Origin of the sequence: Citrobacter sp. Cm038, assembly GCF_030333105.1 — a bacterium.
Taxonomy (GTDB): domain Bacteria; phylum Pseudomonadota; class Gammaproteobacteria; order Enterobacterales; family Enterobacteriaceae; genus Citrobacter; species Citrobacter murliniae.
The window spans coordinates 757,792-770,992 of record NZ_JAOWGO010000025.1 but is presented as its reverse complement, the minus strand read 5'-3'; the positions used below and the strand labels follow the sequence as shown (position 1 = coordinate 770,992).

Sequence of the window (13,201 nt, the reverse complement as noted above, 5' to 3'; positions counted from 1 at the left end):
GCATTAAAAGTTATACTTAATACCCACCATGGCATTGGTGTCACTGTATCCTTTATCCCCCATCTGGGCGCCGACATTGCCCCACAGATTGACCCGAGGGTTAATCTGTCCTTCAACACCCACTTTGACTTCACCAATGTTGCGGGCGCCAGCCTGGCTGATGTGGACATTATCCATGTTCACGTTATAACTGCGCGTATTATGCAACCAGTTGGCTTCAATGAACGGCTCGAAAGTACGGTCTTTGTTGTCATCCATCGCATGATGGCTCTTCAGGTACGTACGAAGGCCCAGGCGGGTTTGTACGTTACCGTCGCCACCGCTGCTAACGCGGGTTCCATTGGTTTCACGATGGTTGTCTGCTTTCACGCCCATCCAGGTGGCCTGGGCTTGTGGCTGGATAAACCATTCATTAAGCGTCCCTTTGCTGCCAGCAAACTCGCCCAGTTTCTGGGTGTAACCCGTCTCCAGCGAGGCCGTAAAGCCTTTAGACTTGTAGGATTCGCTGGCCAGTTGCTGCCCGTTAACCTGGTTGTTGAACCAGCTGTACTGGAGCCAGCTGTCCACATACAACCCTGCTTTATCCGCATCGCTGGCGAACCAGGTGCCGTAAGCGCCAACGCTGTAACCGTTTATGGAACCTTTTGAATCATAACCCGTGACGGAAGAGCGGGTAGAACTGTGGTTATTACCGTAACCCGCCATCAGACCCAGGTGGCCTCTGTTCAGGCCATCGGTTGACCACTGCGCAACATCGCCACCCAACTGTGCGACATAACTGTTGCTCTGTGTTTTCAACTGACCACTGCCATCACGCCAGTTATTATGGCTACCGACCTGGCGTAGCCACAGACTGGTAACTTTCTTCTCACCGGTCAGAGCATCAACGTACTGCGTTTCCCCCAGACGGTCGTGCAGACGGGTGTTGAATAACGTGTTCGCAGCCGCAATGTTTGCAAGATAGCTACCTGCTTCAGGGCGGTTAACATGTGTTTCATCAGAGGGGTCAACCGGCGGTGTTACAGGATCAACGGGAGGGTCGACAGGGTCCACCGGCGGCTCTACGGGATCAACCGGTGGGATAGTGCTGACTAAATACCAGTCATTACCGTTTTTTATTAAATTATAGTCATAGGCTCCTGCAACAATACGTCCATATTGCGTGAAAACACCATTTGAGTTTCCTTTGACCGTTATTATTTCAATTCCATTTAGTGTCTGGGAGCCGGTACCACCAAGGTTGTTAACAATAACATTAGTATCCCCCTCACTATCACCATTAATCACCAGTTTATCGGTAAGCGAGCTATCATCAGATAGTTTTGAGTTAAAAATGATTACGCCGCCATCACCTTTGTAATTATTGTTAATGGTTAGTATTGTACCGACAGTACTTGCGTTTGAAAGATTAACTGCGCCGGAATTTATCAAGGTGTTTAAATCTGAGTCCCCGAAGACTTTCCACTCTGAAGACGAATCAATGTTAAGGCTGTTAACATTATTCATTGAACCATAAATATATGATTTATTGAACAATAAAACATCAATCGCTGCATTTCCTGCTGCGGTTATATTACCTGTAGCTACGCTTCCATTAAAGTCCATATCAACAACAGAATTATCACTGGTAGTGAGTAATATATCATTACCGCTGTCAACTTTAGAATTATATACATGTATATGTGCAGTAGCGTCAGCACCTACCGCTATTGCGGGGCCATTTTCGGTCGCGATAGATGAATTGTTTAGTGTAACCTCATTATCGGCATAGGTACCATCATAACCCTTAGTCAGATAGAGGCCGATAGTGTTATTTTTAGTATTAATAGAACTACCATTTTCAAGTTGAACAATTCCACCTTTTGTGACAATACCATAATTGCCAGAAGAGATGATTTTAGAGTTATCAAATTGGGTATAACCACCAACAAGATAAGCCCCATTTCCTTGGGAAGTTATAGTGCTGTTTTTAACTATTGTTTTGGTATCACCGGTGCTCTCTGTAGGGGAAGCATTCACTAATATCCCATGGGCCTGCGAACCATTTCCTGTAACTTCAACATTAATGGTTGTATTATCAATTAAATACAAACCGGCACCACCGGGATTAAAGACTCCCCATGTATCCTTAACAGATATATTATCATTAATAATCATTTGGGCTTGTGTGGTTGCAGGGCCAAATACAGCACCAGAAACAACCAGGGCAATTAATTTTTTTTTGCTGTTCAATTTTTCCTCACTTCACCATTACTATTGATAAACACTATTCCAATGGGATTAAACACATCACAATTACATGAAACATATTGGAAACAAATTTAATTATTATTCAACCCGGCCATTACTGTAGGGCAACCGCATGAAATTATTGAGAATATTTTAACATGCAGTTAGCATGAAGTTTGTATGATGAAATTAAGGTGATTCCGAAAAATATATAGCTAGTCAGCCTCAGTGCCGCTGCCCTGATTCCACTATTGCACAGATTATCTCGAGCTTCGCCCAGCCATTGCGGAAATATTCGCGTAGTACAACTCTATTGCTCCAATAAATAGTCCGCGGCAGGGTTTGATGAATAAAATCAGCCCTGGAATACAACCCATTTAACGCAACAAGCACGTCAAATGCCTGAGGCCATCACGGTCTGATTGCTTGTATATTTTTTCTTTAGGTTTCAGGTTTTTGAGCTTTGTATCGGTAAGCATTGACGGTATCCAGTATTAATAAATACCGTCATGGGTGATAGGTTATGACGGTAAAAACTGGGTTTTACCGTAACGGTAATTCGTTTAATACGTCATTTATACCGTCAAAAAAATGAGGTTTCCTGATGCGGTTAACAAAGGTTCACGAGAGGTGCTGGCGCTGTAATCCGCGCCAGCTCTGGTTTTAGATGAGGTTAACGAAGGCTATCAGGAGCATGTATTCAACTAGTGCTTCACAATATACATTGTACGGCTATAGGCCACATCTTCAGGGTTGGTAATGGGATACCCTTTCAACCATGGTTTAATTAAACGCCCGTTGGTGTACTGATAAATAGGCGCAATGGGAGCCTGCTCCATCAGGATTTTTTCTGCGGCGTTATAATCCGCATTACGTGCTTTTTCCGTGTTTTCCATCGTGGCCTGGGTCAACACTTTATCGTATGCAGGATTATTAAACCGGGAAATATTCCCGGAATGAGTCGATGTTAATAACGACAGGAACGTTGATGGTTCATTGTAATCACCTACCCAGGAGGCGCGGATCACATCGAAATTACCGGTATTACGGCTGTCGATATAGGTTTTCCATTCCTGGTTTTGCAACTTCACATCAACACCGAGATTTTTCTTCCACATAGAAGCAACGGCGATGGCGATCTTCTGATGGTTTTCCGAAGTATTGTACAGCAGCGTCAGTTTAAGCGGTTTCTGCGGCCCATAGCCCGCTGCACGTAACAACGTTTTCGCCTGAGCATTCAGCTCTTCCTGACTCATTTGCTCAAATGGAGAAGGCTCAGGTACAAAACCTGCAGTGACATCCGGCGTGAAATGCCAGGCTGGTTTTTCCCCGGTACCCAAGACTTTTTCCGCCATCAGACGGCGATCGATAGTCATACTGAGCGCCAGGCGCACACGCGAATCTGCCGTCGGCCCTTTCTGCGTATTAAACGCATAATAATAAGTACCGAGCTGAGGTGGGGTGTAAACCTGTCCCGGAATATCCTTCAACAGTTTCTGATACATGTTTTTCGGAAAGGATTCCGTAATATCAATATCACCGGCGAGATAACGCTTTGTTGCCGCAGATTCCTGATTAATTGGCAGGAACGTCACTTTTTGCAATACGGTTTTGGCGTTGTCCCAATAGTGTGTATTCGGCACAACCACCAGTTTTTCGTTAACGACACGATCCTGCAATACATAGGCCCCGTTGCCGATCAAATTACCCGGTTTTGTCCACTCTTTACCGCTTTCAACATTGGCTTTTTGTACCGGGTAAAACGCAAAGTTCGCCGTCAGATTGGCAAACCAGGGCAGTGGTTTATCCAGTTGAACTTTTAATGTCCTGGCATCTACCGCGCTAACTCCCAGTTTATCGGGTGTGGCTTTGCCGTCGATAATCGTCTGTGCATTATTGATACCAGCCAAAGCTGCAAACCATGCAAACGGGGAAAGTGTTTTTGGATCAACCAGTCGCTGCCAGCTATAGACAAAATCCTGTGCCGTTACCGGCGTACCATCGGCCCATTTCGCGTTATCGCGTAGCGTAAATGTCCAGATGCGGTTATCGTTACTCTTCCACTGCGTGGCTACACCGGGAATGATTTCACCTTTATCATTCTGGTTGACCAACCCTTCAAATAAATCGCGGATAACCTGAATTTCAGGCAGTCCTACAGCTTTCGCCGGATCCAGCGACGCAGGCTCATCCTTTATATGACGCACCAGTTCTTGTTTTTCTGCCAGTACCGTTCCGCTGGGAACATCCGCAGCATGCGATAAAGAAATGCTGCTAACCAACAGCGCACAACAGGTTACTGAAACAGAATGCCTCATAAAATACCCTCAGATCCGGCCATTAAGTGAATGTGTAATTATTTGTATCGCCAGCAGGAAATGCAATTAACTTCCGACAAGAAAGTGATATTACACCTGAAAAGATAAGTGTGTGAAAACGATTTGATTATCCAGACATTTTGCACAACACTGCGAGTAACAATTCATGCTTTCAGAGAAGACTATGACCGTTACCCGTCCTCGTGCCGAGCGCGGCGCATTTCCACCGGGAACCGAACATTACGGACGTTCACTGCTGGGCGCACCGTTAATCTGGTTTCCCGCCCCCGCGGCCGATCGCGAGAGTGGTCTGATTCTGGCGGGAACTCACGGTGATGAAAACTCTTCAGTGGTTACCCTTTCCTGCGCGTTGCGTACGCTTAACCCTTCGCTGCGCCGCCATCATATTGTGCTGGCGGTTAACCCTGACGGTTGCCAGCTTGGATTGCGCGCGAATGCTAATGGTGTGGATCTCAATCGTAATTTTCCGGCGGCAAACTGGAAAGCGGGAGAAACAGTATATCGCTGGAACAGTAGTGCAGAAGAACGCGATGTGGTGTTGTTAACCGGTGAACATCCGGGGTCTGAACCAGAAACTCAGGCACTGTGTCAGCTTATTCACCGCATTCATCCCGCCTGGGTGGTTTCTTTTCACGATCCGCTGGCCTGTATTGAAGATCCCAGACACAGCGAATTAGGCGAGTGGCTGGCGCAGACGTTTGAATTACCCCTGGTCACCAGCGTAGGTTATGAAACGCCCGGCTCTTTCGGCAGCTGGTGCGCCGATCTGAACTTACACTGCATTACCGCTGAGTTTCCGCCTATCTCTTCAGATGAGGCCAGCGAAAAATATCTGCTGGCGATGTCGAATCTGCTGCGTTGGCATCCTAGAGATGGAGCAGCCCGGTCGTAAAATGCAGGGCTGGCTCTGCGTCATCGGCCAGCCAGGTTGGGCCATCCAGATCGGCAAAGCTGACCTGTGGTGTTAGCGGCAATGCGGCATTAATGGCCCGGGAAGTACACAGCATGCATCCCAGCATCAGAGCAAATCCCTGTTCGCGCGCTTCGGCCGCCAGCGCCAGCGCTTCCGTCAGGCCGCCCGTTTTGTCCAGTTTGATGTTCACCATTTCATAACGCCCGTGCAATGCTTTCAGGCTACTGCGGGTGTGACAGCTTTCATCTGCACAGATGGGCAACGGATGGATAAAATTCTCCAGAGCGGCATCATCCTGAGCAGGTAACGGCTGTTCCAGCATTGCGACGCCTAAATCTGCCAGCAATTGACAACGTGCTGCGAGCCCTTCGGCACGCCAGGATTCGTTGGCATCGACAATCAGCGTGGCGTCTGGAACTGCCGCACGGATAGCGACCATCCGCTCGCTGATTAGGCGGGCATCCAGTTTAACTTTCAGTAATTTCGCGCCATTCTCCCACAGAGCTGCTGCGCTTGCCGCCATCTGCTCTGGGGTACCGATCACCACGGTCTGGGCCGTCGTCACAACTGCATCCAGCTCAGTGCCAATAAATTCAGCCAGAGTTTGTCGCTGTTGCCGGGCACTCAAGTCCCATAAAGCACAGTCAATCGCATTACGCGCAGCCCCTGCAGGCAACAGTTTCTGTAAATCTTCGCGGGTCAGCCCGCTTTCCAGTTGCCGGGCAATACTCATAATTTGTGCCAGTACCGAAGCATCATTTTCGCCATAACGGGGATAAGGCGTACATTCCCCGATGCCTTTTACGCCATTTTCTTCCAGCTCAACCACCACGACGTGTGCTTCTGTTCTGCTGCCTCGGGCAATCACAAAGGGAGTGTGTAGCGGCCAGGCTTCCTCATATACCTTAACTGATCTCATTTATTTTCCTTATGTAATCCCGGAAGCGGATATCCGCAAATAGCGTTTGCCGTGTTAACTGTTGATGGCATAAACTAGCCACGACGTTAACTATATGTAAACAGGAAGATAACCATGTCACAAACCGTTCATTTCCAGGGCAACCCGGTTTCAGTCGCCGGCTCCATTCCTCAGGCTGGTAGCAAAGCTCAGGCTTTTACTCTTGTGGCTAAAGACCTGTCTGACGTTACGCTGGCCCAGTTCGCAGGCAAGCGCAAAGTGCTGAATATTTTCCCAAGCATCGATACCGGCGTTTGCGCGGCATCGGTACGTAAGTTTAACCAACTGGCGACAGAAATCGACAATACCGTCGTGCTGTGCATTTCAGCCGACCTGCCATTTGCCCACTCTCGTTTTTGCGGCGCGGAAGGTCTGAGCAACGTTATCACGCTGTCAACTCTGCGCAATGCTGAATTCCTGAAAAACTATGGCGTTGAAATCTCCGAAGGCCCGTTGAAAGGCCTGGCCGCACGTGCCGTGGTAGTTATTGATGAAAATGACAACATTATTTTCAGCCAACTGGTCAACGAAATTACCAACGAGCCAGACTACACTGCCGCACTGGACGTACTGAAAGCCTAAATTCTTATGAAGACACAACGTCTTCGCTGGCACAAAACCAGTCAGTTGAAAAACTGGCTGGTTTTTTTCTTTATAGCCCCCAGATATTGCCGGAAGCTACAGACAAAAAAATCCGGAAACGAATGAACATTTCCGGATTCTTATACAACCATCTGTTCGGCCAACCGCCTGGCAGTCACCAACGATGATGTTGTTTTTTATATCTGCTGATTATTCAGCGTCTGGTTCTTCGGTTTTGTACTTCGCCGCAGTCTCTTTGATAAGAGTCTGCAACTCACCGCGCTGGTACATCTCGATTAAAATGTCGCAACCGCCAACCAGTTCACCATCAACCCACAGCTGCGGGAAGGTTGGCCAGTTTGCGTATTTCGGCAACTCGGCGCGAATATCCGGATTTTGCAGAATATCGACATAAGCAAAGCGTTCACCACAGGCTGACAGCGCCTGCACGGCCTGTGCGGAGAAACCGCAGCTTGGCAGTTTTGGAGAACCTTTCATGTACAGGAGAATCGGGTTTTCAGCGATCTGGCGCTGGATTTTTTCGATAGTGGTGCTCATTATCTTGCTTCCTTAAACTTCTTTTACGGCAGTAGTCTGACATTGTAGCGGGTCAGGCTGGCAACGGAAAATAACATTTTCATTACGCCTTATTATTTTATCCCCTGTCGCTAAAAGTTGCATTCACAATCTCACTTATCCCCTTAAAGGGTGTGGATTTGATTATCTGTTCACCAGTTTTATCTTTATTTGCTGTTTTTTTTTGCGGTCGGTAACGAAACATAGTTTTAAACGAAAAAAGCTATTAAGTTTCCCGTTTCTATAGATTAGAATCATCAAGTTTTGTAAATCACACGCAGGCACGATAGACCTGCCTTACCAGAGGACTGCTCAGTGGCGCGGATAAACCGAATCTCGATCACGCTCTGTGCTTTACTTTTTACCACACTGCCTTTTACGCCCATGGCCCATGCTTCCAAGCAAGCCAGGACGACGCCTACTGTTTCGCACACCATCAAAACGGTAGATAAAAAGAAAAGCTCAACAGCCAGTCAAAAAACAACCAAAACCACTCAGAAGACGGCTAAAAAATCCACCAGCAAAACCAGCAGTAAAACCGCCTCAGTAAAAAAACGCACAACCACTCCAGCAAAATCGACTAAAACAGCAAACCGTCGGGGCAAAGCAGCCACAGCGCAAACCGCCGCCGTCACCTGGACTGAAAAATGCACCCCGCGTAAAGGTCATAAACCGCGCTGTGTGAAAGTGAAGTCGACAACCCCTGTAACGCTTGCTGAGACACATAAAGTTAAAGTGCAAAAAGCGACCAAAACCGCCATGTCCACCCTGATGAACCAAATCGGTAAACCTTACCGTTGGGGTGGCACATCACCAAGGACCGGTTTTGATTGCAGCGGTCTCGTGTATTACGCGTATAAAGATTTGGTGAAGTTTCGCATTCCGCGCACCGCCAATGAAATGTACCACCTGCGGGACGCAGCACCTATCGAACGTGGCGAACTGAAAAACGGCGATCTGGTCTTCTTCCGGACACAGGGCCGGGGTACCGCCGATCACGTCGGTGTCTACGTTGGCAACGGCAAATTTATCCAGTCGCCTCGTAGCGGTCAGGAAATTCAAATCACCTCGCTGAGCGAAGATTACTGGCAGCGCCACTATGTCGGCGCTCGACGCGTAATGACGCCTAAAACAATTCGCTAAAAACTTACCCTACAGCGTGTGCTGTAGGGTAAGTTCTTCTTTTGCATAACCTTTCAATTTGCTACCCTATCCTTACGCACAATGAGGTTATTGTGTGTACTCAATATAAATAATAAGGAGAGAAGCAATGTCGTTTGAATTACCTGCATTACCGTATGCCAAAGATGCTCTGGCACCGCACATTTCTGCTGAAACGCTGGAATACCACTATGGCAAACACCATCAAACCTACGTGACCAATCTGAACAATCTGATTAAAGGCACAGCGTTTGAAGGCAAGTCACTGGAAGAGATCGTACGTAGCTCTGAAGGCGGTGTATTTAATAACGCAGCTCAGGTATGGAACCACACGTTCTACTGGAACTGTCTGGCACCAAACGCTGGTGGCGAACCGACCGGAAAACTGGCCGAAGCCATTACTGCATCCTTTGGCAGCTTCGCAGACTTCAAAGCGCAATTCACCGATGCCGCAATTAAGAACTTCGGTTCCGGCTGGACCTGGCTGGTAAAAGGGACGGATGGCAAACTGGCTATCGTTTCCACCTCTAACGCAGGTACACCACTGACCACCGATGCGACACCTCTGATGACCGTTGACGTCTGGGAGCACGCCTACTACATCGACTATCGCAATGCACGTCCTGGCTACCTGGAGCATTTCTGGGCGCTGGTAAACTGGGAGTTTGTTGCGAAAAACTTCGCAGCATAAAAATGACAACGCAGAAGGGATCCCCTTCTGCGTTTTAGTGTCAATTTGCAGTCGGGCACGCTTCCTGAGGCTGCTTTTTCGCTGAGATGAAGACCAGCAGCAAAGCCAGCCCCGCCACAATCGCCCCCATCACCGGCACAAAGCTATAACCTAACCCACCGGATATCACTGCGCCACCAGCCGCAGCCCCGAGGGCATTGCCCAGATTAAATGCCCCAATATTAACCGATGAAGATAATCCTGGCGCTTCGCTGGCAACGCGCATCACGCGCATCTGCAAAGGCGGGACTACCGCAAACGTCGCCGCGCCCCAGACCACCATACTGATAGCCGCTCCCAGCTCATTACGCGCCAGAAATGGAATTGCCAGCATAATGACCATCAGCAGTAATAAAAAGCCTTTCAGCGTGCCGTTGACCGACTTGTCTGCCAGCCGACCACCAAGATAATTACCTATAGAGAAACCAACACCAATTAACACCAACATCCCGGTGACAAATGCTGGTGTGGCATGGGTAATACTGTGCAGCACGGGTGAGATATAGGTATAAAGCGTAAACATCGCACCTGCCCCCAATACGGTGGTCAGTAGCGCCGAGACAACCTGCGGACGCATCAACACCGCAAGTTCTTTACGCACTTCAGGACGCTCTCCTGCCCCGCCTTTAGGTAACGAGAAGAACAGACTGATCATCGCAATCACGCCCAGACCCGCAGTCGCCAAGAATGACATTCGCCAGCCGATGGTCTCGCCCAGCCAGGTTGCCGCAGGGACACCGCCAATATTGGCGATCGTTAGGCCCATAAACATGGTAGCAACCGCGCTGGCCTGCTTGTGTTTTGGCACCACGCTCGCCGCCACAACAGAACCAAGGCCAAAAAAAGCGCCGTGATTAAGACTGGTCAAAATACGTGACAGCATGAGAGTGGTGTAATCCGGTGCAATTGCCGAAAGCACATTACCCAGTGTGAATATCGCCATCAGAAAAATAAGCGCATTACGGCGCGCACGATGAGAAAGCAACAATGTCATCAACGGTGCACCCACCATCACGCCAACCGCATATGCGCTGATTAACATTCCGGCAGCAGGAATCGAGACATCCACACCCCGGGCAATGACGGGTAATAATCCCATAGGAGAAAATTCGGTCGTGCCAATACCGAACGCACCAATCGCCAGTGCCAGTAACGGATAATTTATTTTCATACTTCGACTCCATAACGTCGAGCCGTGGCACGACACGTAATAAGAGTCAAAAGCATGACATTGATCGCAAAAATAATAAAGTTAACAAATTTGCAAAAGACTTTTGCAAATTCGCAAATAATAGAATGGGAAAAACGTGCTGAAGGGATGAGGGAGATTGCTCTCCCTCGGAGTAAATCAATGCAGTGCTGCGGTCAAACCACTTGCTACAATCAGGCCCAGAACAATAATGGTGGTGACTAACGAAAATTTCAGATCGGTGCTCATCAAGTTTTCTCCTTTTTATTCCCACACAAAAAGTGATATTGCGCATTTTTGCATACTTGAACGCAAAAATCTCTCACGATTTATATTGATAAATGCTTTTAACTCTTCCCCTTTTCGTTAAGATCAGACAAAATTCCACGCTTACTTGATTAGCGTACCGGCCATTGACCCCTTCCTGACGTTCCGTGTCGTTTTCCCGGCGTGCCGCAACCCTGACGTTGCGTTAAGGGTGTGTAAAGGCAAACGTTTACCTGGAGTATTCTCAGGAGCTTAGGATATGGTCTGGAGTGAGATGTAATGGCAACAATTAAAGATGTAGCGAAGCGAGCAAACGTTTCCACTACAACCGTATCACATGTAATTAACAAGACGCGCTTTGTCGCGGAAGAAACGCGTAATGCTGTCTGGGCAGCCATTAAAGAGTTGCACTACTCTCCCAGCGCAGTTGCGCGCAGCCTGAAGGTAAATCACACCAAGTCGATCGGCTTGTTGGCGACCAGCAGCGAAGCCGCCTATTTCGCGGAAATTATCGAAGCCGTTGAGAAAAATTGTTTCCAGAAAGGCTACACGCTGATTCTGGGTAACGCATGGAATAGCCTCGAAAAGCAGCAGGCATATCTCTCAATGATGGCGCAAAAGCGCGTCGATGGCTTACTGGTAATGTGCTCTGAGTATCCGGAATCACTGCTTTCCATGCTCGAAGAGTATCGCCATATTCCGATGGTCGTCATGGACTGGGGCGAAGCGAAAGCCGACTTTACCGACACGGTCATTGATAACGCTTTCGAAGGCGGTTATATGGCGGGTCGATATCTGGTAGAACGCGGCCACCGCGAGATTGGCGTGATCCCAGGCCCTATGGAGCGCAACACCGGCGCCGGACGCCTGGCAGGATTTATGAAAGCGATGGAAGAAGCGCTGATTAAAGTACCTGAAAACTGGATCGTACAGGGCGATTTTGAACCAGAATCCGGATATCGCGCCATGCAGCAAATCCTCTCCCAGTCGCATCGTCCGACGGCCGTCTTCTGCGGTGGCGATATTATGGCGATGGGTGCTCTTTGCGCCGCTGACGAGATGGGTTTGCGTGTACCGCAGGATGTGTCGTTGATCGGTTATGACAACGTGCGCAACGCCCGCTTCTTCACGCCAGCGTTGACCACGATTCACCAGCCGAAAGATTCGTTAGGTGAGACTGCCTTCAATATGCTGTTAGACCGTATCGTAAACAAGCGCGAAGAGTCGCAATCTATTGAGGTCCACCCTCGACTGGTGGAGCGTCGCTCCGTTGCCGACGGCCCATTCCGCGATTACCGTCGTTAAACCTGTTATACGGGAGCCTGTTCCGGCTCCCGTAGCCACTCTTTATTCAGCGTTTCGCTATCTCCCAGGTAGTCCAGCAACCAGAGCAGTGCTGGCGACGTATCATTTTGCTGCCAGGTCAGACAACATGCGGCATCAGGAAAAGGGTTTTCCAGCTGCAACGCAACCCACTTACCGCTATCGATCCACGGTTTAGCAAAATGTGTTGGCACCATGCCCACACATAGCCCAGCCGATAAACAGGTAGCAGAGGATTCCCAGTCCGGTACCACGACACGTTTTTGGTTATCCAGCAGCCATGTGATTCGTTTCGGTAGCGTGCGCGAAGTATCTTCACGAACCAACGACGGCCAGTTGCGCAACGTGTCATCGCTTAATGGCCCGGGAATCGAAGCCAGCGGGTGATGGCTCGCCACCACGCAACTCCAGCTCAGCATTCCCATATCACGAAACGTGTAACGTCCCCCCACCGGAATCGCCTGCGTTGCACCGATCGCCAGTTCGACGCGACCATCCGATAGCGCATCCCAGACACCGTTAAACACTTCCTGAAAAACCAGCAGTTCCACATCATCGAAGTGACGATAGAAATCCACAATCATCTGTCGGGTGCGTTCCGGTCGCACAATATTATCGACTGCAATCGCGAGCTGCCCTCGCCAGCCGTTGGCGATTTGCTGACATTGCTGGCGAGTGATCTGCATTTTTTTGATAACAGACCGACCTTCTTTTAAAAACCACGCCCCTGCGGGTGTTAGTTCAACATCCCGATGACGTCGCTCGAAAAGCGGAACTGCAAGCCACTCCTCCAGTTGACGAACGGTGTAGCTTACCGCCGAAGGTACACGGTGCAACTCCTGCGCAGCCGAACTAAAGCTGCCGTTACGCGCAACCGCATCAACGACTTCAAGTGAATATTCCGACCACATAGTCTGCCTACAAAAATTTTGAA

At 48.9% G+C, this 13,201-nt stretch carries 12 protein-coding genes; 5 read left to right on the top strand and 7 right to left on the bottom strand.

What is annotated here, in order from left to right:
• Positions 1-3: 3 nt before the first annotated feature.
• Complete coding sequence (locus OGY01_RS23140; RefSeq protein ID WP_286493794.1) at positions 4-2,232, bottom strand: autotransporter outer membrane beta-barrel domain-containing protein; 2,229 nt, start codon at positions 2,230-2,232, stop codon at positions 4-6.
• A 701-nt stretch (positions 2,233-2,933) separates the two neighbouring features.
• A complete protein-coding gene (gene mppA, locus OGY01_RS23135) occupies positions 2,934-4,547 on the bottom strand; it encodes a murein tripeptide ABC transporter substrate-binding protein MppA (protein ID WP_200011779.1) in 1,614 nt (537 codons plus the stop codon).
• A 184-nt stretch (positions 4,548-4,731) separates the two neighbouring features.
• Between mppA and mpaA the strand changes: the two genes are divergently transcribed.
• Positions 4,732-5,460: a murein tripeptide amidase MpaA gene (gene mpaA / locus OGY01_RS23130; RefSeq protein ID WP_045442451.1), complete on the top strand. Its 729-nt coding sequence runs from the start codon at positions 4,732-4,734 to the stop codon at positions 5,458-5,460.
• Here mpaA and ycjG read toward each other — a convergent pair.
• A complete protein-coding gene (ycjG, locus tag OGY01_RS23125; RefSeq protein ID WP_286493793.1) occupies positions 5,435-6,400 on the bottom strand; it encodes an L-Ala-D/L-Glu epimerase in 966 nt (321 codons plus the stop codon). The two genes, mpaA and ycjG, sit on opposite strands and share 26 nt — an antisense overlap.
• Before the next feature lie 114 nt (positions 6,401-6,514).
• Here ycjG and tpx point away from each other — a divergent pair, with 114 nt between their 5' ends.
• Positions 6,515-7,021, top strand: coding sequence for a thiol peroxidase (tpx, locus tag OGY01_RS23120; RefSeq protein WP_045442444.1), 507 nt, complete (start codon positions 6,515-6,517; stop codon positions 7,019-7,021).
• 210 nt (positions 7,022-7,231) lie between these two features.
• On the opposite strand, the gene grxD is transcribed toward tpx, so the two are convergent.
• Complete coding sequence (gene grxD, locus OGY01_RS23115) at positions 7,232-7,579, bottom strand: monothiol glutaredoxin 4 (protein ID WP_045442441.1); 348 nt, start codon at positions 7,577-7,579, stop codon at positions 7,232-7,234.
• Between the two features lie 333 nt (positions 7,580-7,912).
• On the opposite strand from grxD, the gene OGY01_RS23110 reads away from it, so the two are divergent.
• Together OGY01_RS23110 and sodB are read left to right on the top strand one after the other, a co-directional pair.
• Positions 7,913-8,740: a C40 family peptidase gene (locus OGY01_RS23110; RefSeq protein WP_045442439.1), complete on the top strand. Its 828-nt coding sequence runs from the start codon at positions 7,913-7,915 to the stop codon at positions 8,738-8,740.
• 127 nt (positions 8,741-8,867) lie between these two features.
• A complete protein-coding gene (sodB, locus tag OGY01_RS23105; protein WP_005127188.1) occupies positions 8,868-9,449 on the top strand; it encodes a superoxide dismutase [Fe] in 582 nt (193 codons plus the stop codon).
• Between the two features lie 40 nt (positions 9,450-9,489).
• Here sodB and OGY01_RS23100 read toward each other — a convergent pair whose 3' ends face one another.
• Entirely contained in the window at positions 9,490-10,659 is a 1,170-nt protein-coding gene (locus OGY01_RS23100; protein WP_200011777.1) for an MFS transporter, read from the bottom strand.
• 177 nt (positions 10,660-10,836) lie between these two features.
• On the bottom strand, positions 10,837-10,926 hold the full coding sequence (gene cydH, locus OGY01_RS23095) for a cytochrome bd-I accessory subunit CydH (protein WP_072036634.1): 90 nt from the start codon (positions 10,924-10,926) through the stop codon (positions 10,837-10,839).
• Between the two features lie 297 nt (positions 10,927-11,223).
• Here cydH and purR point away from each other — a divergent pair, with 297 nt between their 5' ends.
• Positions 11,224-12,249, top strand: a complete 1,026-nt coding sequence (gene purR / locus OGY01_RS23090; RefSeq protein ID WP_003832757.1) for an HTH-type transcriptional repressor PurR — start codon at positions 11,224-11,226, stop codon at positions 12,247-12,249.
• A 5-nt stretch (positions 12,250-12,254) separates the two neighbouring features.
• On the opposite strand, the gene punR is transcribed toward purR, so the two are convergent.
• Positions 12,255-13,178, bottom strand: a complete 924-nt coding sequence (gene punR / locus OGY01_RS23085) for a DNA-binding transcriptional activator PunR (RefSeq protein WP_045442431.1) — start codon at positions 13,176-13,178, stop codon at positions 12,255-12,257.
• Positions 13,179-13,201: the final 23 nt, after the last annotated feature.